Origin of the sequence: Sphingomonas sp. IC4-52 (assembly GCF_020707225.1) — a bacterium.
Taxonomy (GTDB): Bacteria; Pseudomonadota; Alphaproteobacteria; order Sphingomonadales; family Sphingomonadaceae; genus Sphingomonas.
In genome coordinates, this window is the sequence record NZ_JAJFEU010000001.1 from 1,263,189 (window position 1) to 1,286,912 (window position 23,724).

The 23,724-nt window shown below is 63.7% G+C and carries 22 protein-coding genes and 1 riboswitch; of the genes, 8 read left to right on the forward strand and 14 right to left on the reverse strand.

Going from position 1 to position 23,724, the window contains the following annotated elements; translation table 11 throughout:
- Positions 1 to 14: 14 nt before the first annotated feature.
- Positions 15 to 314, reverse strand: coding sequence for a hypothetical protein (locus LK535_RS06265; RefSeq protein WP_227770968.1), 300 nt, complete (start codon positions 312 to 314; stop codon positions 15 to 17).
- On the reverse strand, positions 311 to 1,489 hold the full coding sequence (carA, locus tag LK535_RS06270; protein WP_227770969.1) for a glutamine-hydrolyzing carbamoyl-phosphate synthase small subunit: 1,179 nt from the start codon (positions 1,487 to 1,489) through the stop codon (positions 311 to 313). The genes LK535_RS06265 and carA overlap by 4 nt, the downstream gene beginning before the upstream one ends.
- 97 nt (positions 1,490 to 1,586) lie before the next feature.
- Here carA and LK535_RS06275 point away from each other — a divergent pair, with 97 nt between their 5' ends.
- The 7 genes from LK535_RS06275 (at position 1,587) to LK535_RS06305 (ending at position 10,414) form a co-directional block, all read left to right on the forward strand.
- Entirely contained in the window at positions 1,587 to 2,039 is a 453-nt protein-coding gene (locus LK535_RS06275) for a GatB/YqeY domain-containing protein (protein WP_227770970.1), read from the forward strand.
- A 62-nt stretch (positions 2,040 to 2,101) separates the two neighbouring features.
- Entirely contained in the window at positions 2,102 to 3,994 is a 1,893-nt protein-coding gene (gene dnaG, locus LK535_RS06280; protein ID WP_227770971.1) for a DNA primase, read from the forward strand.
- Complete coding sequence (rpoD, locus tag LK535_RS06285; RefSeq protein ID WP_227770972.1) at positions 3,994 to 6,015, forward strand: RNA polymerase sigma factor RpoD; 2,022 nt, start codon at positions 3,994 to 3,996, stop codon at positions 6,013 to 6,015. Before dnaG ends, rpoD begins: the two co-directional genes overlap by 1 nt.
- 534 nt (positions 6,016 to 6,549) lie before the next feature.
- Positions 6,550 to 7,437 (forward strand): PAS domain-containing protein, encoded by an 888-nt coding sequence (locus LK535_RS06290; protein WP_227770973.1) that lies wholly within the window; start codon positions 6,550 to 6,552, stop codon positions 7,435 to 7,437.
- A 62-nt stretch (positions 7,438 to 7,499) separates the two neighbouring features.
- The gene (locus LK535_RS16985) at positions 7,500 to 8,153 is read left to right on the forward strand and encodes a DUF6975 family protein (protein WP_415837089.1); all 654 of its coding nucleotides are present in this window, start codon (positions 7,500 to 7,502) and stop codon (positions 8,151 to 8,153) included.
- An 84-nt stretch (positions 8,154 to 8,237) separates the two neighbouring features.
- Positions 8,238 to 9,092: an AAA family ATPase gene (locus tag LK535_RS06300; protein WP_227770975.1), complete on the forward strand. Its 855-nt coding sequence runs from the start codon at positions 8,238 to 8,240 to the stop codon at positions 9,090 to 9,092.
- 134 nt (positions 9,093 to 9,226) lie between these two features.
- A complete protein-coding gene (locus LK535_RS06305) occupies positions 9,227 to 10,414 on the forward strand; it encodes an aspartyl protease family protein (protein WP_227770976.1) in 1,188 nt (395 codons plus the stop codon).
- Between the two features lie 20 nt (positions 10,415 to 10,434).
- Here the strand turns inward: LK535_RS06305 and LK535_RS06310 are convergent, their stop codons facing one another.
- The 4 genes from LK535_RS06310 to LK535_RS06325 form a co-directional block, all read right to left on the reverse strand.
- On the reverse strand, positions 10,435 to 11,781 hold the full coding sequence (locus tag LK535_RS06310; protein ID WP_227770977.1) for an HlyD family type I secretion periplasmic adaptor subunit: 1,347 nt from the start codon (positions 11,779 to 11,781) through the stop codon (positions 10,435 to 10,437).
- A 5-nt stretch (positions 11,782 to 11,786) separates the two neighbouring features.
- On the reverse strand, positions 11,787 to 13,514 hold the full coding sequence (locus LK535_RS06315) for an ATP-binding cassette domain-containing protein (protein ID WP_227770978.1): 1,728 nt from the start codon (positions 13,512 to 13,514) through the stop codon (positions 11,787 to 11,789).
- A gap of 102 nt (positions 13,515 to 13,616) precedes the next feature.
- A complete protein-coding gene (locus LK535_RS16900; protein ID WP_321576541.1) occupies positions 13,617 to 14,132 on the reverse strand; it encodes a calcium-binding protein in 516 nt (171 codons plus the stop codon).
- 195 nt (positions 14,133 to 14,327) lie between these two features.
- Complete coding sequence (locus LK535_RS06325; RefSeq protein ID WP_227770979.1) at positions 14,328 to 16,013, reverse strand: type I secretion system permease/ATPase; 1,686 nt, start codon at positions 16,011 to 16,013, stop codon at positions 14,328 to 14,330.
- Positions 16,014 to 16,239: 226 nt separating this feature from the next.
- Between LK535_RS06325 and welK the strand changes: the two genes are divergently transcribed.
- Positions 16,240 to 17,370, forward strand: coding sequence for a beta-1,4-glucuronosyltransferase WelK (gene welK, locus LK535_RS06330; RefSeq protein WP_415837090.1), 1,131 nt, complete (start codon positions 16,240 to 16,242; stop codon positions 17,368 to 17,370).
- A gap of 462 nt (positions 17,371 to 17,832) precedes the next feature.
- Here welK and LK535_RS06335 read toward each other — a convergent pair whose 3' ends face one another.
- The 8 genes from LK535_RS06335 to rsfS form a co-directional block, all read right to left on the reverse strand.
- A complete protein-coding gene (locus tag LK535_RS06335; RefSeq protein ID WP_227770981.1) occupies positions 17,833 to 18,522 on the reverse strand; it encodes a DJ-1/PfpI family protein in 690 nt (229 codons plus the stop codon).
- Between the two features lie 20 nt (positions 18,523 to 18,542).
- A riboswitch (ZMP/ZTP riboswitch) is annotated at positions 18,543 to 18,619 on the reverse strand.
- 86 nt (positions 18,620 to 18,705) lie between these two features.
- On the reverse strand, positions 18,706 to 19,224 hold the full coding sequence (locus LK535_RS06340) for a hypothetical protein (RefSeq protein ID WP_227770982.1): 519 nt from the start codon (positions 19,222 to 19,224) through the stop codon (positions 18,706 to 18,708).
- A 15-nt stretch (positions 19,225 to 19,239) separates the two neighbouring features.
- A complete protein-coding gene (locus LK535_RS06345) occupies positions 19,240 to 19,773 on the reverse strand; it encodes a demethoxyubiquinone hydroxylase family protein (RefSeq protein ID WP_227770983.1) in 534 nt (177 codons plus the stop codon).
- The gene (locus LK535_RS06350; protein WP_227770984.1) at positions 19,770 to 20,255 is read right to left on the reverse strand and encodes a disulfide bond formation protein B; all 486 of its coding nucleotides are present in this window, start codon (positions 20,253 to 20,255) and stop codon (positions 19,770 to 19,772) included. Before LK535_RS06350 ends, LK535_RS06345 begins: the two co-directional genes overlap by 4 nt.
- Positions 20,252 to 21,601, reverse strand: a complete 1,350-nt coding sequence (locus LK535_RS06355; protein ID WP_227770985.1) for a S41 family peptidase — start codon at positions 21,599 to 21,601, stop codon at positions 20,252 to 20,254. Before LK535_RS06355 ends, LK535_RS06350 begins: the two co-directional genes overlap by 4 nt.
- 144 nt (positions 21,602 to 21,745) lie before the next feature.
- Positions 21,746 to 22,876: a murein hydrolase activator EnvC family protein gene (locus tag LK535_RS06360; RefSeq protein ID WP_227770986.1), complete on the reverse strand. Its 1,131-nt coding sequence runs from the start codon at positions 22,874 to 22,876 to the stop codon at positions 21,746 to 21,748.
- 27 nt (positions 22,877 to 22,903) lie between these two features.
- Positions 22,904 to 23,326, reverse strand: coding sequence for a 23S rRNA (pseudouridine(1915)-N(3))-methyltransferase RlmH (locus tag LK535_RS06365; protein ID WP_227771100.1), 423 nt, complete (start codon positions 23,324 to 23,326; stop codon positions 22,904 to 22,906).
- A gap of 1 nt (position 23,327) precedes the next feature.
- Positions 23,328 to 23,723 (reverse strand): ribosome silencing factor, encoded by a 396-nt coding sequence (rsfS, locus tag LK535_RS06370; RefSeq protein WP_227770987.1) that lies wholly within the window; start codon positions 23,721 to 23,723, stop codon positions 23,328 to 23,330.
- Position 23,724 lies beyond the last annotated feature (1 nt).

The window sequence follows — 23,724 nt, forward strand, 5'->3', positions numbered from 1 at the left end:
TGTCTCTCTTGGTCCTACTCGGCGGCGCCAGCCGTCGCGCCGATCGGCGTGAGGCTGGCTCCCGAAATCTTCTTCACTTCGGCGGCGATGCAGGCGGCGGCTTGCTCGGCCTCCGCGCGTGGCATCTCGCCCGGCAATTTCATCGTCACGTTCGCGGCGGACGTCGCCTTGAGCCGCGCTTTCTCCACCCCGCATTTGTTCGGGATCGAGGAAAGCCGCGCCTGCAACTGGTGCTGGTTCGCCGGGGCAGCCTGCGAACAGGCAGCCAAGGCGAGGATCAGCACCGGAGCAGCAAGCCGGCCCGTGGTGATCAACGCAGCGAGCCCACGAACCGTTCGAACAGGTAGAAGCTGTCCTGCGGACCCGGGCTCGCCTCGGGGTGATATTGCACGCTGAACGCGGGCTTGTCGGTCAGCTCCAGGCCGGCATTGCTGCCGTCGAACAGTGATACGTGGGTCTCGCGCGCGTTCGCCGGCAGGCTTTCGCGTTCGACTGCGAACCCGTGGTTCATGCTGGTTATCTCGACTGCGCCATCCGCGAGGCGCTTCACCGGGTGGTTTGCACCACGATGGCCTTGGAACATCTTGGTCGTGCGCGCACCGACCGCAAGGCCGAGCAGCTGGTGCCCAAGGCAGATGCCGAACAGCGGCTTTCCGGTCTCCAGCAGCTTCTGGATCACCGGGACCGCATATTCACCGGTCGCGGCGGGATCGCCCGGGCCGTTCGACAGGAAGATGCCGTGGGGATTGAGCGCCATGATCGTGTCGTAATCGGTCTCTGCCGGCACGACGGATACCTTCGCCCCGGCCTGCACCAAGTTGCGGAAGATGTTGTGTTTGCTGCCGTAATCGATCGCCACAACGTGCGGGCGCCCCTCGCCCTCGACGCCATTATAGCCGAAGCCGATGCGCCAGATGCCACCGTTGCGATCCTCGCCCCAAGTGCCGTGCGTCTCGCGCGTCACTTCCTTTGCAAGGTCCATGCCCTCAAGGCCCGGCCATTCGCGCGCCATCTTCAGCAACAGATCGAGGTCAAATCGGCCGTCAGCGGCATGGGCGACGACACCATTCGGCGCACCTCCGGCCCGAATGCGCCGGGTGAGTGCGCGGGTGTCGATCCCCGCCAGGCCAATACGCGCATGGCGTTTCATCCAGCCTTCGAGATTCTCGGCCGCGCGGAAGTTCGACGGCCCAGTGGGATCCTCGCGCACGATCATCCCGAGGGCGTGCGGTTCGTCGGCCTCCACGTCATCGGGGTTCGCGCCGACGTTGCCGATGTGCGGGAAGGTGAAGGTGATGATCTGGCCGGCAAAGGACGGATCCGTCATGATCTCCTGATAGCCAGTCATCGCGGTGTGGAAGCACACCTCGCCGACCGCCTGCCCTTCCGCGCCGAAGCCACGCCCCCATAGCACGTCGCCCGTTGCGAGAACGAGGACACCCGTTGCCCCATCGGGCTGGGGCGCGTGCGACGGTATTGCGTCTGCCATGGTGGCGGGCACTCCTGGGTAAGCGGCGATGTACGTTAAGTGGGGCGCGCTAAACTCGCCCCTCCGCCGCGTCAATCTGATATGGGCTCGCGGCATCATGATTCGAGACGATATCAAGCAAGCCCAGATCGCCGCCATGAAGGCAGGCGACAAGGAAACCCGCGCCGCGATCGGCCTGATCCAGGCTGCGATCAAGAATCGCGACATCGAAGCACGCACCCAGTCAAACGCGCCCGACGATGACGCGCTGGTTGTTGAGGTGCTGCAGAAGATGAAGAAGCAGCGGACCGAATCGATCCAGATGTTCCGTAGCGGCGGCCGCGAGGAGTTGGCCAAGGCCGAGGAGGCCGAGGTTGCTGTCATCGACCGCTTTCTGCCGAAGCAGATGGACGAGGCGGAGACCACCGCTGCGATCGAGGCGATCAAGGCCGATATCGGCGCCGCCGGCATGAAGGACATGGGCCGCGTGATGACGGAGCTAAAGGCGCGCCATGGCAGCGTGCTCGACATGTCCAAGGCGAGCGGGCTGGTTAAGGCAGCCCTCGCGTAATCTGAACGTCCCTCCCGCTTGCGGGAGGGACATGGGAAGCGCATGTCCACATCTGCAGATCCATGTCGCTGACCCCTGCCTTCCTCGACGAATTGCGCGCGCGCACGTCGTTGTCGGCCCTGATCGGCAAAACCACCAAGCTTACCAAGGCAGGTCGCGAGTATAAGGGCTGCTGCCCCTTCCACAACGAGAAGACGCCGAGCTTCTACGTCAACGACGACAAGGGCTTTTACCACTGCTTCGGCTGCTCGGCGCATGGCGATGCGATTCGCTGGATGACCGATCAGCGTGGGCTACCCTTCATCGATGCGGTAAAGGAGCTCGCGCAGGCCGCCGGCATGGAGATGCCGGCTCCGGACAAGCGCGCTGCCGAGCGCGCGGAAAAGGCGCAATCGCTTCACGACGTGATGGCTGCCGCCGCGGAATGGTTCCGCCAGCAGCTCGACGGCATCGAAGGTGCACCGGCGCGCGCGCTGCTGGACAAGCGCGGGATTTCCGACTCGACCAGACGCGCGTTCGGGTTCGGCTTTGCTTCCGACGCCCGTGGCAAGCTGCGTGCTGCGTTGAAGCAATTTGGCGACGCGATGCTGATCGAGGCCGGGTTGCTAATCAGCGTAGAGGGCAAGGAGCCCTATGATCGCTTTCGCGGCCGACTGATGATCCCGATCCGGGACGCTCGTGGCCGCGTGATCGCTTTTGGCGGGCGGATCATCGGCGAGGGCGAGCCGAAGTATCTGAACTCGCCGGACACACCGCTCTTCGACAAGGGCCGCACGCTCTACAATCTCGATCGTGCCTTGCCCGCTGCGCGCAAGGCGGACCGCGTGTTCGTCGTCGAAGGCTATATGGACGCGATCGCATTGGCACAGGCCGGGATCGGAGAAGTTGTTGCGCCACTCGGCACCGCACTCACCGAGCACCAGCTGGAACGGCTCTGGCGAATCAGCGACGTACCGACGCTCTGCCTCGATGGCGACAGCGCGGGGCAGAAGGCCGCGATCCGTGCCGCGCATCGCGCCATGCCTCTGCTTGCGCCCGGCCGCAGCCTCCAGTTCGTGACTCTGCCGGACGGACAGGATCCGGACGACCTGATCCGTGCCAAGGGCGTCGGGGCGTTCGAAGCGCTGGTCCGCGACGCGACGCCGCTGGTCGATCGGCTCTGGACGCACGAGCTTGCGGCCGAACCACTAAGCACGCCGGAGCAGCGAGCGGGTTTTCGCGCACGCATGGGGGAGCTTGCCAAGACGATCGGCGATCCGGTGGTGCGATCGGAATATCAGGCGGAGTTTCGCCGCCGCTATGACGATCAGTTCGGCTCCCAGCGCCGTCCGTTCGATCGAAACCGCGCCTTTGAGCCGCGGCAGCCGTTCACCCCGCGGCGTCCGGGACAGAAATGGACGCCCCCTCCCGCCCCGGTGACGGAAGATGCGAAGGCGTTCAGCGCGGCCGGTATCGATCGCGTTCTTGCAAAGGCAGTGCTCGCCGGATTGATCCGCCACCCCGCCGAAATCGCCCGCCATATGGAGGTGCTGGGATCGCTGCGGATGGCCGATGGCGCGCTCGGCCGATTGTTCGAGGCCGTTGTCGATGTCGCGTTGGAAGATCGGGAGCTTGATAGCGCGCGCCTTGTCACCATATTGGCGCATAGTGGTTTCGAGGCGGTCGCTCGCGACCTGCTGAGAGCAGATACGATGCCCTATTCCTTCACTCAACCGACGGGGGACGAAGCGCGCGCCAGGGAAGACCTTGACGAAGCGATCGCCATCCTTGTCGCGCGGCCCGAAGTGGATGCGGCACTGGCTGATGCAACGTCCGCCATGCAGGCGCGCTTCACCGATGAAGCGTTTGAACGGCAGGTGGCGTTGGTGAGAGAGAAACAGGCGCTGGAGCTTCGGCTTGCAAATCTCGTTCAGTCGAACGAAGACGCCCGCGCTTTTGATTCCGAGGACGATTGATGGCGAAGGTGAACGGTAGCGGTGCAGATGAAGGCGCAGAAGTGGCCGATGCCCCGCTGATCGACCTCAACGATGCGGACGTCAAGAAGCTGATCGCCCGCGCGAAGAAGCGCGGGTACATCACGTACGACCAGCTTAATGCCGCCCTGCCCCAGGATCAGATGTCGAGCGATCAGCTCGAGGACATCATGTCCGCGCTCAACGAAATGGGCGTCAACATCGTCGAGAACGAGGAACAGGGCGAGGACGGCGAAGAGCAGGAGCAGGCCGAGGACGAAGTCGAATCGGTCGACGGCGAACAGGACAACGCGCCCGTCCTCGAGAAGAAGAAGGAAACGGTCGACCGCACCGATGATCCGGTGCGCATGTACCTTCGCGAGATGGGCGCCGTGGAGTTGCTCAGCCGCGAGGGCGAAATCGCGATCGCCAAGCGCATCGAAGCCGGCCGTGACACGATGATCATGGGCCTGTGCGAATCGCCGATCACCTTCAACGCGATCATCGACTGGTCCACCCAGCTCAACGACGGCACAATGCAGCTGCGCGAGATCCTCGATCTCGACGCGATGCTTTCCAAGGGTCCGTCGGCTGAGCAGGTCGAGGGTGCCGAGGACGACAACGGCGAGATCAGCGAGAAGACCGCCGGGGCGAGCTTCAAGGAAGAGGACGAGCCGGAGGAAGCATCGTCGGACGACGACGATGACATGACCGAGCGCCGCGCCCCGCGCCCGTCAGATGACGAAGAGGAGGATAACACCCTCAGCCTCGCGCAGATGGAGGAGACGCTCAAGCCGATGGCGCTTGAGAAGTTCGCCAACATCACGTCGATCTACAAGAAATTTTCGAAGATGCAGCAGGGCCGGCTCGACGCCATGGGCGGCGGGACCGAGCTGACCGCGGCGGACGAGCGCAAGTACCAGAAGCTGCGCGAGGAGCTGACGGCCGAGGTCGAGAGCGTCCAGTTCCACAACGCAAAGATCGAATATCTCGTCGACCAGCTGTACAGCTACAATCGGCGCCTCACCGCGCTGGGCGGGCAGATGCTGCGCCTGGCCGAGCGGCACAAGGTGAGCCGCAAGGACTTCCTCGATCGCTACATGGGCCATGAGCTCGACGATACGTTCCTGGCGACCGTCAATGGCCTCGACAAGAAGTGGACCGCTTTCGCGACCAACGAGGCGGCTGCCGTCGAGCGGATCCGCAGCGAAATCGCCGAGATTTCGCAGCAGACCGGCATGGCCCTGGGCGAATTCCGCCGCATCGTGAACATGGTGCAGAAGGGCGAGCGCGAGGCGCGTATCGCCAAGAAGGAGATGGTCGAGGCGAACCTGCGCCTCGTGATCTCGATCGCCAAGAAGTACACGAACCGCGGCCTGCAGTTCCTGGATCTCATCCAGGAGGGCAACATCGGCCTGATGAAGGCGGTGGACAAGTTCGAGTATCGCCGCGGTTACAAGTTCTCCACCTACGCCACGTGGTGGATCCGGCAGGCGATCACCCGCTCGATCGCGGACCAGGCGCGCACGATCCGTATCCCGGTCCACATGATCGAGACGATCAACAAGCTGGTCCGCACCAGCCGCCAGTTCCTGCACGAGCAGGGCCGCGAGCCGACCCCGGAGGAGATGGCCGAGCGCCTCTCCATGCCGCTGGAGAAGGTTCGCAAGGTGATGAAGATCGCCAAGGAGCCGATCAGCCTCGAAACGCCGATCGGCGACGAGGAAGACAGCCACCTCGGCGATTTCATCGAGGACAAGAACGCCGTCATCCCGGTCGATGCGGCAATCCAGGCGAACCTCAAGGAAACGGTTACCCGCGTCCTCGCCAGCCTGACACCGCGTGAGGAGCGCGTGCTTCGCATGCGCTTCGGCATCGGCATGAACACCGATCACACGCTGGAGGAAGTCGGTCAGCAGTTCTCGGTTACGCGTGAACGCATCCGTCAGATCGAGGCGAAGGCGCTCCGCAAGCTGAAGCACCCGAGCCGCAGCCGGAAGATGCGCAGCTTCCTCGACCAGTAAGGCGACGGCTGAAATGATATAAAGGGGGGGCGGAAAGAGTGATCTTCCCGCCCCTTTCTTTGCTGTGCCGGGCGTTTACGCCAGATCAGCGATCGCGGCCGTGATCCACCGGCAATAAGGCCACCTGTGGCGCGGCGACATGGGTGGGAGATCGTCGCCGCGCCACTTGCCGAAACGTTCCAGCCGAAGGGACCATCGACCACCGGAACGAAGCAGAACCGCTACAAGGGCGCTTCTGTTGGCGATGAACACGGCGGACCGGCGGGGGACTTGGGTGGGCCGACGTGTTCACTGGCAAGGAGAGCGGGTAAGGATCCGCTCCCCGTACCAATGTGGCGACAACGGCTTACGATTTTTCTGCACGTCCGTTCCGACGCATCATCGTGAAACATGCAGAGCCTTCACGACTGCTTTCGTCCGAACCAAGGCATTTTCTGAGCCAGATTGGCTGATATTCGCGAAATACGTGCCCAGCTCTTGCCAATTCGGCATGATCTACTTGCCGGCGATGCGGCATGGCCACAATCTGCGCGAATGGCCAAGCACGCTTCCAACCCCGCCGGGGTCGAACAGCAGGTAACTGCCTCCGATCTCGTCCGGCACTTCGGTATCTGGCAGGATCGGGCGACCCGCGCGCCGGTATATATCCTGCATCGCGGTCGCCCTCGCTTGGTGCTGACCTCGCTGGACGTCATGGATGCTTTGTGCGCCCCCCACACGGCGCGTCCGGTGAATGGCAGCCATCTCAAGACGCTGCTCGAGGCGGTCGGCGACATGATCATCCTGCTCGGCCAGGACAATAATGTGGTTGGCGCCAGTCGAGGGGCCCGGGGCTATTTCGGCGAGATGGTGGACAATGGCGCGCCGCTTGCCGGGTTGTGCGCGGTTGGTGACGAAGCGCTGCACGCTGCCGTGCTGCGCGTCACTGGCTCCGGCCTTCCGGAAACCATCGAGTGTCGCTCACCCCGCTTTCCCGATCGGCTGCTCGCCTTTTCCATCAACAGCGGGCCGAGCGGCTGCGTTCTGCAGGTTCAGGACGCAACGGCGCTGGAGGAACTTCAGCATTGGCGGGACAGGCACGAGTCGATCTTCCGTGCGGTGGAGGCGGCCGGCGGCGCGGCGGCGATCGTCAATCTACGCGGGCGTATCGATTATGCCTCGCACCGTGTAACAGTGCTGACGGGAGCGACGGTAGAAGCCCTGACCGCGGCCCGCATCGTGTCGCTGGTGGCTGTTGGTGATCGCAGCAAGCTGGGAGATGCGTTTGAAGCGGCAATCGACCAGCGGAGCCCGCAATCGTTGGAGGCTTCCCTGCTCGTCGGCGGCGCCGCGCTGCGCCGGGTAGCGATCGGCCTTGCCCCGCTACTCAGCGCTGGTCACGTCGTGGGTGTTACCGTCATCATCAACGCGGCCGAGTCTTAACGAGCTGTTTACCTTAATGCGGCAGAAACTCTCCCCGGCGTGGCGGGGAAGGGTGACAAGACTTGGTTTCGAGTGCGGGAATCGCGAGCAAGCGCTGTTCCATCAGTGACATCGTTGATCAGGAGGGAACGCTCTCCTGCCCGAGCGTTGCTGCGCTATGCGCGCCCGGTGCCGCCGCGCTGGACCTAGCCGATGCTGTCCATGCCTTGTGTCAGCTCCACGGTCCGGCGCCCAGCATCATCGAGCTGGCGTCACACTCTGAAGGCGCTGGTTCCGCCGGACCTTGGCTGAGGAAGGTCGCGGCGGCATTTGATCAAGAGCGCGCGATGCTTGTCACGCTGACGGCCGCCGTAGGGCCCATCCCTTCCACGCCGCGGCACGCGCAATCGGAAGCGGCTATCAATGCGCAGCGCCATGCCCTCTGCACGTTGGCGCAATCGAGCCGCGCCGGCTGTTCGTTCGGCGCCGCCTTGGCCTTGCTCCTCGAATGGCATGCCATCCGCCGCGTGCTGGCCGCTGCGGCCGGACGCTCAGGTGTCGCCCTGCTCCCGCACACCCTGCCCAGTCGCGCCGCTATCATCGCCGAAACAGACGCGGTTGCGGCCGTTGCGTCGCATGGCCGCGCACTGGCGTTTGGTGCGCAGCAGCTTGCATTTCAACACCACGGCCTGTGGCAATTGCTCGTCGCGCGGGCGGAGGCGCGCGCCGCGCTTTGATTACGGTCCGGCGGCAAGCCGCTTGCACCTGCCGGCGTTTTCGCTCATCCCAAACCCGATATTCGAACGAGACGGGATGAGGGCATGAAGCGTTTCGAAGGCACGCAGAGCTATGTCGCGACTGATGATCTTAAGGTCGCCGTAAATGCCGCTGTCATGCTGCGGCGGCCGCTGCTCGTGAAGGGTGAGCCCGGAACGGGCAAAACCGTACTCGCTTACGAAATCGCCAAGGCGACGGGCGCCCCGCTCATCGAATGGAACGTCAAGTCCACGACCAAGGCACAGCAGGGCCTCTACGAATATGACGCGGTGGCGCGTCTTCGCGACGGTCAACTTGGCGACGAGCGCGTTCACGACATCTCCAACTACATCCGCAAGGGCAAGCTATGGGAGGCGTTCACGGCGCCGCAGCTCCCGGTTCTGCTGATCGATGAGATCGACAAGGCAGATATCGAGTTCCCGAATGACTTGTTGCAGGAACTCGATCGCATGGAGTTCCACGTCTATGAGACGAGAGAAACCGTCCGCGCGACCGAGCGGCCAATCGTGGTGATCACGTCCAACAACGAAAAAGAACTGCCTGACGCGTTCCTCCGTCGTTGCTTCTTCCACTATATCAAGTTTCCCGATCGCGAGACGATGCAGGCGATCGTCGATGTCCATTTCCCTGGCATTCAGCGCATGCTGGTGAGCAAGGCCATGGATATCTTCTATGAAGTCCGCGACGTACCAGGGCTGAAGAAGAAGCCGTCGACCAGCGAGTTGCTGGATTGGTTGAAGCTGCTGCTGCACGAGGACATGCCGCTGGAAGTGTTGCAGAACCGCGATCCAACGAAGGCTATCCCGCCGCTCCACGGCGCATTGCTGAAGAACGAGCAGGACGTCATGCTGTTCGAACGGCTAGCGTTCATGGCTAAGCGTCAGGCCAACAAGGGCTAATCGCCCGCGTCGATGACGCGCGGCGTTCGCTCGCGCGATCATCGGCCGCACCGTTGGGCGGGCCACAGCGCAGACGTTTGTGGCCTGCCCTGAATTCCCTATGGTGGCGGCCGGTTGCGCCGCTAAGCAAGCCTGTGTCCCTGTTTCTGATCATCGCAGCCGCAATCGTCGCGGCACCGCCGGCCGCTGCTTCGCCCGCGCTGCAGCCGCGGGGTACATCGGTGTTGGCGTCCGATGCCGAGAACCGCTGGGTTCCGTTCGAGTTGACGCCTGGCAATCAGCTGCGGTTCTCGCTGGAAATTGACGGGCGCCCCGCCACTGCCATTCTCGACACAGGTGTCAGCTATTCGGTGCTTTCCCGACGGTTTGCCGAGCAAGCGGCGCTCAAGGTGTCATCAGGGGGCAGCGCCACCGCAATCGGCGGCATGGTGCCGATCGGCTGGACGGCCACTCGCAAGGTAAGCTTCGGCAGCCTCATACGACATGGCGGCGGATTGGCCGTCGCCACCCTCCCCGCTCTTGCCACGGGCAGCGCAGAGCCGGTGGATCTGCTCGTAGGCCGCGATCTTACCGAACGCTTTGCTCTCGACATCGACTTCGCCGCCAGCCGCTTCCGCCTGCTGCCGAGCGGCCGGATGCCGTTTCGCGGCTTTACCGCGCAGCTTTCCATCTCGCGGGACCGCTTAGTATATGTGAGCGAGGTGAGCCTCGGCGCAGCGCGTCTGCGGCCGATGATCGTGGATACCGGGGACGGCTCCTCCATCACTGTCACCGCCGACGGCTGGGCTGCAGCGAAGATCAATGGGGTTCGGACAACCACCACCGTCTCGTTCGGCCTGGCGGGCACCGTGACGAGCACGATCGGTATCGTGCCAACACTGCGAATGGGCGAGCTGACCGCGCGCAACGTGGAGGTACGAGTAGAACCAGCCGGCGGTTTTTCGGAGACGATCCAGTCCGCGGGCAGGATCGGTTCGGGCTTCCTCCAGAACTACCGGGTGCTGCTGGACCCCACCGCGCGACGCATGATCCTCGCGCCGGGCGCCACCGCTGATCAGCCGCCACTACGTTCTACCAGCGGCTTACTGGTCGGCATCGATCGTGATCGTCTTCGGGTCCTCCACGTCATGCGCGGAGGGCCGGCCGAGCGCGCAGGCTGGGTCGCCGGCGAGACGATCTGCGCAGTCGACGGGCAGCCGATCCCGAGGGATTATGCGGCCAGCCCTCTCGCAACCTGGTCCGCGGACAAACCCGGGCGCCTTGTACGCCTGCGTTTGTGCAATGGGGTGGAGCGCCAGCTCGTGCTTCAGCACTTCTATTGACCTTCATCGGGCGCAACTCATCATTGCCGGAAGGCGCGATTGAACTGATCCGTCAGCGGCTTCACGATATAGCTTAACAGCGAGCGGCGCTGCGTCTGCATATAAGCCTCCACCGGCATGCCGACCTTGAGCTTAAGGCCGCCCAGCTTGCGAGCCTCGGCTTCCGAGACCTTGAGACGCAAATCGTAGAACGGCGCTCCGGATCGTTCGTCGCTTTTACGGTCGGCGCCAATGTAGAAGACCCTGCCTTCAAGCTCGGGCGTCGTTTGCGCGCTGAAGGCAGAGAAGCGGATTGTCGCTCTTTGCCCTTGGTGAAGCTGGTCGATGTCTGCGGGGCTCACCGCGACGTTGACGATTAAGGGCTCGGAATCGGGCACGATTTCCATGATCGTCTGTGCCGCTGGTACGACGCCGCCGATGGTCTGATAGGCCAGATTGTCGATTATTCCATCGTAGGGCGCGCGCACTAACGAGCGCTCGGATGCATCGCTTGCGGCAATGGATCGCACGCGCTGATCGCCGAGTTGCGCAGTCACCGCGGCCAGTTCCTGCCCGGCTTGCACCCGCGCGTTGCGCTCTGCCTCAAGGCTCGATTGGCGGAGTTCCGCGATGCGCGCCCGCTTCTCGGCGATGCGTGCGTGGAGAGAAGCGATCGTCCCGTTCAGCTCGGCTGCCGTTCGCTCCAGTTGATTTACACGCGCGACGGTGACGAGCTGGCGCGCGTATAACCCCCGCAATGCCTCAAGTTCAGGGGTCAGGAACGAGCGTTGGTTCTCGGCGCCCTGAAGTTGCGCACTGGTTGCGGCTACGTCCTGCTGAGCCTGGAAGATGCGCTCGCGTATGGCGTCCTGCTCGGTCGCCCGTAGCGACCGCCGCTCGGCAAACAAGCGATCCGCCTCAGCCATCGCTAGGCGCGCTGAGGCAGCGGTGCTCGACGTAAGAGCCTGCGGGTAGCGGATCACCGCGTCCCCATCCCGCTCTGCCGCCAGCCGCGCCTGCGCCGCAAGGAGTTGCTCAAGTGACTGGCCCAAGGTGGCAGCACTGTCGCCGCTCACCCGATTGTCGAAGCGCATGATCGGCTGCCCCTTTCGCACCCGATCGCCTTCACGCACGAAGAGCTCCGCGATTACCCCGCCGGTTGGATGCGCCACCCGCTTCACGCTGGACTCAACCGACAGCCGCCCGCTGCCGATCACCGCGCCCGTGACCTTGATCACGGATGCCATGAGCACGATCACCACGGCCAGCGTCGACACCAGCATCACGGCGTGGCGCAGGGTGCGATCCAGCGCTTGTTGCGGATCATGTCCTTGGCGAGCCTCGAACAGCGGCGCTTGGCCGAGATCCAGCACGAGTTCCTGCGACACGATCGTCACTCCACCGTTGGCGCGTCGGCCGGCGCGTTCCGCGGCTCGGCATATACCGACATCTCTGCGAGGCGCTCGGCCTCACGACGCTGCCGTTCGGAAAGCCGGGCTCTCACCTCTTCCTTCTGCCCGAAGTCGAGCATTCCGCCCTTGCGCATGACGAGGACCAAGTTCGCGCTTTCGATAATGGAGGGGGCATCTCCCACCACAACGGTTACGGCGCCGCGCGCTTGGAGGCTGGAGAGACAACGGCGCAGCGCCAGATGCCCGTCATTGTCCTGAAAGGTTCCGGGATTGTCGAGCAGTACGAGGAACGGATCACCATATAGGGCGCGTGCGCATGCGATCCGTTGTTGCACGGACAGAGCGAGCGATGGGTGCCCCGAAATGCTTACCATCGTGTCGTAACCCGCCGGCAACCGGACGATTGCGTCGTGAGCGCCAGCCGCCTCCGCCGCGCGCGTAATCGCCGCAGCGTCTGGCGCCGAAATGAAGCCGGCGATGTTCTGTGCTACCGTTCCACGCATCAGCTCCGGTACCTGCGGGAGGTAACCGATGTGCCGGTCGAGGGCTTCCCGCCCCCACTGGCTTAGCGCAGCTCCGTCGAGCCGAACCGTGCCGACTGACTCCGGCACGTGCCCTGCCAGCACCTTCAGCAGCGTAGATTTTCCGGCATCTGCTGGCCCGATCACTGCCAGCACATCCCCCGCTTTGGCCTTGAACGTGAGATCCCGAAACAGCGGCTGTCGCGTCCCGGCCAGCGGAACCCCGACGCCAGTCACGTCTAGGTCGCGTTGCGGTGCCGGAAGAGCGACCAGCATGTTGATAGCACGCCTTTGGTCCAGCGCCCGCAGCAGCGCCTGCCACTCGCCGGCAGCGAGTTCGAACGCGCGGATGTCGCCACCAATTCGACAGAGTGGATGGAAAATGAACGCCGTCAGGAGCAATGCCGCGCCAACAGCACCGATACTCGCGTCATCGGTAGCGGCCAACCACGTCGCCGCCCCCGCGACGCCGGCCAAACATAGGGCAGACAGCACAAAGAGGGCGAGTCTCGTTTTCGCCGCTCGGCTGGCAGACGCTGCATCGGAGACCGCGGCCCCATGACGTTGAGCGGTGATCAACGCTTCGGCGCGACCGGCGAGGCGAAGCAGTCCGAGCCGTTCACGCCAGGCGGTAATGACTGCCGTCGAGACATCGCGCGCGCGACGGTCCTCGTACGGCGTCGGCTGACGCTTCATGGCGCGCGCCTCGGCAGTCAGGATCACCAGCGCTATGGCGACGCCGAAGAGCGGGATGACCGCTAACCAACCTGTGATCAGCGCGAGCGTGCAGATCAGAAGCGGCACTGAAGCCGCATCACTCAGGGCAGCCACTCCGCCGTCCAGCAGGACGGCTCGCAACGAGTCCTGCTCCAGATTGTGCAGCTCCTCTCCGGCGGCGTCGCAGGCGTCGGCGAAAGCCGTCAGCACCTGCTGCCTTTTGCTCAGCAGCAGCGCGTAAAAGGCCACAAGCGCAGCCGACATCGCGAAGAGCCCCGCTACCGTCTCACCGCTTCGCCCGGGCAGCGCAACATCGAGAAGCAGCATCAGATACAAGCAAGCGGCGACAGGGATGACCCAAAGGGCCGGGCCCAGGATCGCCAAGGCGAACACAGCGGAGCGGAACGCGACGCGCACGCCGGGGATTTCCGACGATCCACTTTCAAGTCCGGGCCTATCCAGCCGCGACATCAGCAATCTTTAACTCCCGCGCCTCGGAGAAGCCGTGTCGTCTACGCAGCGAAGAGGGACGCTGCCCGAGACAGCGACCCTCCCCGGGGGACCAATCGTGGCTTAGATGGGCGACAGCTCGTTCACGAAGGCGTTATAACCTTGGCTGATGCGGATGGTCTGGGTAGCGCCGCTCCCATTTTCGAAGCTGATCACCAGCAGATCCGCGTTTGCGTTGCCGGTGAAGCTGATGCGGCCGCCCGATGCTTCATAGGCAGCAGCGAGGCCCGCGAAGCTCGAGATGATCGCTGAGTCCCCAGCAGCGAAGCCGTCAAGGCCGGGCGCGTCCGAGCTAAACAAGCCGTTATACTTGCCGAAGACCAGCGTGTCGCCATCACTGAAATTCAGATCGTAGATCGCGTCAACATCTGACGATCCGTCGATCTGGTCGCCGAAAAAGCGAAACTGATCGGCACCGGCACCGCCGTACAGCTTATCATCTCCCTTGCCGCCGATGAGAATGTCGTCGCTTTTCCCACCGCGAAGGATGTCGTTCCCCCCGCCACCGACGAGCATAGCGCCCGTGGAGGTCGCGCTAAGATCATCGTCCGTCTGGTTGCTTCCTGCAATATAATCCATAATTCCGCCCTCCTGAACCATGCAAATGAACGGTTCTCCGTTCGAGGCCCGGCCTGCCCCGAGTCTCTAGAAGCACTATGGAGAGGAAGCGGTTACGGAGCATCACGAGACTAAACGGAAATGGATCAACTCTCTGCGAGTTACATTAACTGCGGGAGAACTCAATGTGGCCTGAGCGAGGCAGCCCTTATGCCTTCATGTTTTTTCAAGCAGGACGACGCGCTGTGGTCCGTAAGAAACAGCCTTTCCATCTCGCAGCGCCAGCACATTGTCCACAGCGACCAGAACCGAAGGCCGGTGCGCGACTAATACTACGATGCCGCCCCGCGCCTTTACACCGCGAATCGCGTTGATGAGTGCAGCTTCTCCATCCGCGTCCAGGTTCGCATTCGGCTCATCAAGCAGGATCAGGAAGGGCGCTCCGTAAAGCGCACGGGCAAGCGCAATCCGCTGCCGCTGCCCGCCAGACAGTCGGCGACCATCGATACCGACCTGGGTGCTGTACCCTTCGGGAAGCGCCTGGATCATGCCAGTCACCCCCGCCTGCTCGGCCGCCGTGAGAACCAGGTCAGTGGACGCGGCCGGATCAAAGCGGGCGATGTTCTCGGCGATCGTTCCCGGCAGCAGTTCGACATTCTGCGGCAAATACCCGATGTCTCGCCCGAGCCTGTCGCGCGACCATTGCGTCATGGTCGCGCCATCCAGTCGCACATCGCCGCTGACGGGCGGAAGGCCGCCAGCCAACCCTCGCAACAGCGTGGACTTGCCGGACCCGCTCGGGCCGAGAACGGCAACCGCCTCACCCGCATAGGCGAGAAACGAGACACCCCGCACGGTGGGCTCGCTGCTGCCAGGGGGCGCAAGCGTCAGGGCTTCGGCCGCAAGCGACTGGCTGGGCAGCGGCAGTAATTGCTGTGGGCGACGCTCCCCGTCAAAGGACATGATGTCACCCAACCGCTGCCAGCTCTGCCGGGCCGCGACAAAGCCGCGCCAGTTCGCAATCGCCGACTCGATCGGCGCGAGCGCACGCGACGAAAGGATCGAACTCGCGAAGATCACGCCCCCGCTCGCTTTACCGCTGAGCACCAGCAGCGTGCCAACCGTGAGCACGCCTGATTGAAGGAACAGGCGGAATATCCGCCCTGCCGTCACCAGCAAGCTCGCTCTGGCGCTCAGGTTCACCTGGGCATTTCGGTAAGCACCGTTAGCAGTTCGCCAGATCGACTTGAGCTGATCCTGCATGCCCATGGCATGGATTGCCTCCGCGTGGCGCCTGCTGGTGTCGATCGCCTGCTGTCGCTCCCGATTCAGTCGGACGATCTCCGCCATGGTCGATTGTGTCACACGGTCGGTAAGGAGCGTCAGCGCGATCAGCACCGCCGCCCCGGCGAGCACCGTCACGCCCAGCCATGGATGCAGCAGGAACAGCACCGCGACGAAGAAAAGCACCCACGGAAGATCCACCAGCGCGGTTGGCCCAGCACCGCCAAGGAAGCCGCGAACCTGATCAATGTCCCGGATTGGCTGGGCGGGATCCTGCGCGGGGTAAAGACGGGCGAGCGTCACCACCAGATCATGCGCTTTCGCCTCCAGCTGTGAGTCGACGTTGCTGGCGAGGTGGACCAGCAACTGTCCGCGGACTGCATCGAGCAATCCCTGAAACACATAGGCTGCCACCACCATCAGCAGCAGCCCGATCAGCGTGGGAATGCTCCGGCCGGGTATGACGAAGTCATAGACCAACATCATGTAGAGCGAGCCCGCGAGCAACAAGACGTTCAGAAACGCGCTAACGACCCCTATGCCCAGGAATGTACGCCGAAGCAGCGGCATGATGGGCGCGAGGCGGTGATCAGTGCTGCCTGAGGCCCAGCTTTTCATGGCAACCAATCGGTCCTCACAGCGAACAGGTTAACTGCGCCGATGAGCGCCCTCCACGTAAACAAAGGCGCTTGTTCTCTGTGAGAGCAATACTCCTTACCCTCGACGTCACCATTTCGGACGCTTCTTCGTACACCGGGCCACCGACCCCCGCTATGACAATGACGAGATATTCGCCAGTCAAGACGGTGATCTCCCGCGATACTTCTGGAGGAGTGTAGTTCTCGTGCTGCAACTGCGCGCATCTACTCGCGACATTTCGTCATTGGCGTCTGCTCGATCAACGCGAAACAGCGGCGAGACACCGCAAAGGCTGCGAATAGCTCTATGCGCTTCGGGTGGCGGACATGTTCGCCAGCTTCTAGATCTTGAGGATGTCTGGCGTCCGCACGACTCATTCTTCGTGTCAGAGGATCTGGCGCTTGGACGCTCGATTGCCGAACAACATCGCACCTTCTTTGTCGCTCATTACGCTCTTGGCCAAGCGCGACTTGGCGCTCCCTTTCGGATGCTCTTCGCTGCTCTTCGAAACTTGTTGCAATCCTTCCTGATCATCTTCCGCGAGCGTCCAGATGTGGTGCTCACTACGGGCGCGGGCTCGATGTTTTTCGTGCTCTTGTTTGCGCGACTCTGGGGCGCAAAGATCGTGCTGGTGGACAGCTTCGCGCGCTTTCGCGCGCCCTCCGCCTTTGCCCGGATCGCGGGACCGCTGGCGGATGTGCGCGTGTCACAATCGGCGGCGTCGGCCAGGCTGTGGAACGCAACGGAAACCTTTGATCCCCTGCGCGTGCTGGACGGCCCGCGTCCGGCGAAGGAGCCTCTGGTTTTCGCAACCGTGGGAGCCACCCTGCCGTTCGACCGGTTGGTGCGGATGGTGGAGGAAGCCAAGCGGGACGGCTTGCTTCCGGAACGGGTCATTCTGCAGGTTGGGGAGTCGACCTACATTCCTCAAGGTATTGAGGAGGTACATGCATCACTCCCCTTCGCCGAGGTGAAGGAGATCCTGCGGCGCGCCGACATTGTTGTTTGTCATGGGGGCACTGGTTCACTGATCACGGCCTTGCAGAACGGATGCCGCGTTATCGCAGTGCCCCGACTGTTCGACCTGGGTGAACATTATGACGATCACCAATTGGAAATCACTTCTGCCTTTGCGGAGCGAGGCTTGCTGGCAGTGGTGGATCAGAACCACAGTTTCGCGGCTGCGCTTGCAAAGGTCCGCGCTCAGGAGCCAGTGATGGCAACGACCGAGCCTGCTGCCCTCCGGCGGTACCTCACCGGCCTTCTGACAAGTTGGGCAGCCGCACGCAGTCGGAGTTCGGCCGGCGCGCTCAGGTCCGAGGTGCAGAGGGGCTAGTCAGGGCCTCTACAGCCGCATTGGTCGCCCGCCACAATGATCGGGCTGCTGCCACGGAGTCGGCGCCGAGCCCATCCACTCGCCCTCTCGCCAGGCGATTGATGCCGAAAGCTGCGACAGCAACCGGCAGCAGGCAAACAGCGCCCACGGTCACAACCGGAACCGTCACCAGCGACGATAGAGGGCGCTGCCTGCTATGCGTCACCTGACCATCTGCGCTGCCGTTACGGCGGGGGAGTGCTTGCTGTTCCATCAAACACCACGGCTTAGCCGAGCAATGCGGAAGGGCAATACTGGGTTTTCCACAAGCTTCGATCATGGAACAGACCACCGAACGGCTTGGCCTTGTCGTATTTACCCGAGTTTCCGCGCGCTTGTGCGGCAATCGTCCGCTAAGAGGGCCGAGTTCTGCAGCAATCCGCGCTGGACGGATGCCGTGTCCGGCGCCGGCTGATTATCGCTTTAACCAGCGGCAAAGCCCCGCTTGATTGCCAGAGCGCGCAGTTCCTTCTCACGTCCCGGTGCCAGCCGCTCCATCCGTTCCTGAAACAACGAAACCAAAGGTTCACCTGCACGGTCAGGCGATCCCGCATCGAACGGCGGCGCAGGGTCATATTCCATGCTCAATTGCACCGCGCGTGCATGTGCCTCACCGCGCAACAAAGCGGTGAGTGACAAGGCAAAGTCGATCCCTGCGGTGACGCCCCCGCCGGTCACGCGATTTCGATCGATCACCACTCGTTCTGTCGTGGGTGTTGCGCCGAAGAGGGACAACATGTCGCGCCACGCCCAATGCGAAGTCGCTCGATAGCCGCGCAACAGGCCGGCTGCGCCGAGGATGAGCGATCCGGTGCATACGCTCGTCACCCAGGTCGCCTTGGCGCCGACCTCCTGCACCCATCCCATTACCTCATCGTCGGCGATGACGGCATTCACCCCCACTCCACCGGGGATGCACAGGATGTCTACGGACGCGACTTCATCGAAGGTGGCGGTCGGTACGATGGCGAAGCCTGCATCCGTCATGACTGGATCGCGACTACGCCACACCAGATCCTGCCTGGCATCGCCGCCAAGCCGGGCGAGCACCTGCGCCGGTCCGGTGAGATCAAGCTGGGTCAGCGATGGGAACAGCAGAAACGCAACACGCATCGGGCCTCTCCTTATCCGAGATGACATGCCCAGGCGCGCGGCAACAGCGGTCGCGCTTCCTCGCGGTGCTCCGCTTGCGCCAGTCACACGACCAGCAACAGGATTAGCCGGCTCGCCGCGGGTATCAATAGCCCGAATAGAGAGGGTCGGCGGCGCTCAGTTCGCCGGGTGCGCCAAGGCCGCTCAGAACGGGCTCAGATCGGGCGTCGCTGCGTCATCACGTGCCTGAGCCTCACGCTTTGCACGCTTCGCCCCCTGAACAAAGCAGCCGGTGCCGCCGCCCGGCCCAACTGTGGTGCAGCTACCGATCCCGACATTGCCGACGTCCTGGTTGCCTTTTTCGCGTGCTGCCCAGCTCTCGTTCTCGGGCGTGATCTCCAGCGTGCGCACTTCCTTGGGAATGCGAAACTGCTCTTCTGCGCTGCGCCGCTGACAGACGACGATCTCCTCGCCGTTGCTGTTGGTCGGGCAGCGTTCATTGCCGTACAGCACGACAACGCCGTTCACCGGCGCATTGCGGGAGGTTTCCGCCGAGATGGTCTGGCGGCTGGTGCGTGGCGCGCCGGGCAGCGCGACCGGCTTGGAAGGCGGCGGAAGGATCACGACCTTGGACGGCGAGACCACTCCCTCGGCAGTATTCTGCGCGGAAAGCGGCGCTGCGATCGCCAACATCGCCAGCACCGATGATCCGATGAAACGCACGCTTGTCCCCTCCTCTCAGATCCGCTTTGCCGTGGCGATGGCGAAGCGGCAGCCGAGCCGAATGACGGCGGACAGCAGCGGATAGGCCGGCGCATTCTCCGCACCGCTGGCCAGCGCGGTATCGCGATGCTCCAACTCCTCGGCCTGGAACTCCGCAATAGCTTCGCGCAATTCGGGCTCTTCCGTGCCCAGTTCGACCAGCTGATCGGCATAGTGTTTGTCGATCTCGGTCTCGACGGCGGCGGTGCAAGCCATGGCCGCTTCCGGTCCGATGGTCGCCGTTACGGCCCCTAATGCAAAGCCTGCCACGTCCCAGAACGGCTGCAACAAGGTGGGTCGCACGCCGCGTTCCACAATCAGCCGGTCGAAAAACCGGCGATGCCGCTCTTCCTGGAGCGCCATTCCGGCAATCTCACGAGCCAGCGGAGAACGATGCCCCATGATGGCGAGCTGACCCGCATAAATGCGGGTCGCACCATATTCGCCTGCCTGGTCGACACGGATCATTGACTTGGTGTCGTGACGGCGGTCGCCCGGTTTCCAGTTCATCTCGCCCTTCTTCCGATCAGCCAGAGGATCAGCGCCGCGCCGCCAAGCGACAGGATCGCATTATACCCAGCCAGGGAAACGCCCAGCAAAGTCCATTGTGCCGAGTCGCAACGGATAACCGGCGCCGCAAGGAGGCGGCGCAGCATTTCGTCCGTCGACACGCCGTCACCGGTCGCCATGGTCGAACAGGCCGTGATGCCGTGCCACCAGTGATATTCCACACCGGCGTGGAAGAAACCGATCAGTCCCGACACGGCCACCAGCAATGCCGCCGCGACGATCATGGTTACCTTGCTAGACCGGCCCGGCACAATGAAGGCGAATGCGGCCACCAGCACGGCGGCGTAATGCGGCCAGCGTTGCCAATGGCACATCTCGCACGGCACCAATCCACCGATGAGTTGCGATCCCCAGGCACCGGCAAGCAACAGCAATGGCAGCAGCAGCGCAATGAGCCGCGCGCGTGATTGAGTCGAGCTCACTTGGCGGCAAGATCCTTCTTCATGGATGCCGTTACCGCCGCTACCTGCGCGGGCCCACCCAACCGGGCGACCGTCTTCAGCGCATACCAGAGCTGGAAGTCTTCGATCCCGTCCTTCTTCAAGGTTTCCGCCGTGGCGGTGAAGCGCGGATCATCCTTGGTATCTTCTTCAAGAATGCGGTCGTCAGCCTTCACTTCATTGATCAGGTGACGGCGCAGGTCTGCCTCGCGGAACACGGGGCGGGACTTGTAATCAGGATCGCTAATCTGCGGCACGGCGATATCCGGCTCGATCCCGCCTTCCTGCACCGACCGGCCCGATGGCGTGTAATAACGCGCCGTGGTCAGGCGCAGCGCAGTGGTCGGCCCAAGCTGAAGAAGCGTCTGCACCGATCCCTTGCCGAAGGTGCGCTCGCCCATGACGAGGCCGCGATGATGATCCTGGATAGCACCAGCGACGATTTCGGAAGCTGATGCCGTGCCACTGTCAGTAAGCACGATGATCGGCAGCCCATGCGCCATGTCGCCCGGCTTGGCATAGTAACGTTCGACGTCGCCCTTCTCGCGCCCGCGTTGCGACACAACCTCGCCGCCCTCGAGGAACACGTCGGCGACCTCAATGGCCTGCGTCAGCAGCCCGCCACCATTGGAGCGCAGGTCCACCACATAGCCTAGCGGACGATGGCCCAGGGCCTTTTCGATCGCCATCATCGCCGCGCGCGTGTCGGCACCCGTTGTTTCCGAGAAGGTGTTGATGTTGACGTAACCGACGTCGCCCTTCACTTCCCATTTCACCGGGCGCTGAACGATAAGCTCGCGCACCAGCGACAGTTCCATTGGCTTGTCGCGGCCAGGCCGGATAATGGTGATGTTCAGCTTGGACCCTGGCTTTCCGCGCATCTGCGCCACCGCTTCGTCGAGCGTACCGCCGTAGATCAGTTTGCCATTGATATGGGTGATGTAGTCGCCGGTCTTGACCCCCGCGCGCCACGCGGGTGAATCCTCCTGCGGAGCGATCACCTTCACGGCGCCGTCCTCAAGCGAGACGGTGAGGCCGAGCCCGCCGTAATTGCCCTCCGTCTGGATACGAAGATTTTCGAAATCGGACGCATCGACATAGCCCGAATGCGGATCGAGCGCCGCCAGCATCCCTTCGATCGCGCCCTTGATCAGCTGTTCATCAGTGACCTTGTCGACATAATCGGCCTTCACGCGATTATACACGTCCATGAAGCGCTCCATCTCGCGATAGGCACTCGCATCCACGGCAGCCATGGCGCCGGTGGTAAGCGGCGCCAGCGCGAGCGTCGCGACCAAGGCAGTGGCGGAGAGCAGCGGGAACTTCATGTGGATTACGTCCTCGGGCGAACCGGATTGATCGCCTTTAGCGGCTTTCTCGTGGCCGATCAAAGCAGCGACGAGGTGAATGGAGGCTGAGCGGCCAAATTCGTCATCGCGGCGAAATCGATGGTTCTGGCGAGCGGCCAGCGTTCATCCGATCAGGGCCACCATATCGACCGGGCGCCCCTGCCGCCGCAGTTCCACTGTGACCAGTGGATCAGCCGAATTCGGGGCCCGTCCAACGGGATCGCCCGCGGCAACCGCGTCGCCCCGTTTTACCGCGGGATCGCCTATTCCAGTGACCAGGCTGTTCCATCCGGCGCCGTGATCGATGATCACGATCGTTCCGTAGCGCCGGAAGGGCCGCGACAGGATCACTCGGCCGGCTGCAGGCGCGCGGACGATCGCGCGACTTCCCACGGCGAACGTCAGCCCGCGTGATCGCACGCCATTCTCCGATACTTCCCCGAACCCGGTCACCAGCCTTCCGCCCACCGGCAAGCGATAGGCTGAATTGCTCGGCTGGGGCGATACGATGGAGCGCGGCGGCCCTCGAAGAGCCGCCAGTTCTTCCAACTTCGCCTGAGACTGCCCGATCAACGCCATCCGGTCGATGATATCACGTGCCTCCTCGCCAAGCGCGATGGCGCGGTCAGACTGGGCAAGCGCATCCCGATTGAGCTGCACGGCGGCGCTGGCATGTCGCGCCCGCACCGCCGCCAGCGCGCGGCGCTCGGAAATAAGATCCCGCCGGCTCCTCTCCAGCCCTTCGGCTGCCGCTGCCGCGCCAGCGCGCAACCTGCGGCTTTGCGCCAGTTCCTCGCGCAGCCCCGCTGTTTCCTGTCGGATCGCGGGCAAGGCGCTGCCCAGTACGGCGCGGACATGAACCAGGTCCGTCACCGAGCCCGGTTGGACGATCGCCGCCGCTACTGGCCGGCGCGCAAGTGAGGATAATGCCGCAACCAGCCGTGCTACCGGCTTCTGCCGTTCCCCCAGGATCGCGCGTTGCCGCTCCAGCAGTGCCTCGACGATTGCAACGCGCGCCCGCGCCGCCGCGACGGTCGCCTCGGCACGATCAATGCGCGCGCCCATCACCGCTTCTTCCGCCTGCGCCTTTGCAACGGCATCCCGCTCGGCAGCGGCGCGGCGCGCCAGATCAGATGCGCGGGCGGCCGCCTGTGCGGCCTCAGCCTTCGCCGCCCTCAGCCGCTCGCGCTCGATCGCCAGCGGGCTGGGCGCCGACGTCGCACTGGCGAGCAGCATCGCCGCTCCCGTGAGCATCGCTGTTCGCCCCACCCGCATCGCGGATCAGCCTTCGCGATGATACGGGTGGTTGGCAAGGATAGAGGTGGCGCGGAACAGCTGCTCCGCCAGCATGGCGCGGGCCAGCATGTGCGGCCAGGTGGCGCGGCCGAACGACAACAGCAAGTCGGCCCCGGCACGCTCGGCATCGTCGAACCCGTCCGCAGCGCCGATCATGAAGCGCGTTTCGCGCACCCCGTCGTCGCGCCAGCGCTCGAGTATGCGGGCGAACTCCATGGAAGAGAGCACCTTGCCGGTTTCATCCAGCATGATCCGGCGGATGGCAGGCGCCACCTCCGGGATCTTGCCGCCGCGATCCGGCAACTCGGTCACACGAGTCGGCCATGAAATCCGCTTGAGGTAGCGGTCCACCAACTCGGCCTCGGGCGAACGCCCGATCCGCCCGCGCGCCACAATGTGCAGGATCAGATCAGGCGTTCCCGGGGGCCGGAGCAGCCGGCGCATCGCCGAACGACCACATACGCTCCAGATTGTAGAACGAGCGGACTTCCGGGCGGAACAGGTGGACGATCACGTCGCCAGCGTCGATCAGCACCCAATCCGCCGTCGGCAGGCCCTCGATCCGCGGTGAGCGACCGGTCTCGCCCTTGATCTTCTCGGCCAGCTTGGTGGCCATGGACGCGACCTGACGCGTCGAACGGCCGCTGGCGATCACCATGTGATCGGCGATCGACGACTTCCCGGCGAGCGGGATAGAAATCGTGTCGGCGGCCTGATCGTCGTCCAGGCTGTCGAGGACAAGCTTATGCAATGCCGCGACGCTGTCAGCGTCCGACGATCGATAGGCGTTGGCGGAAACGGGCAAG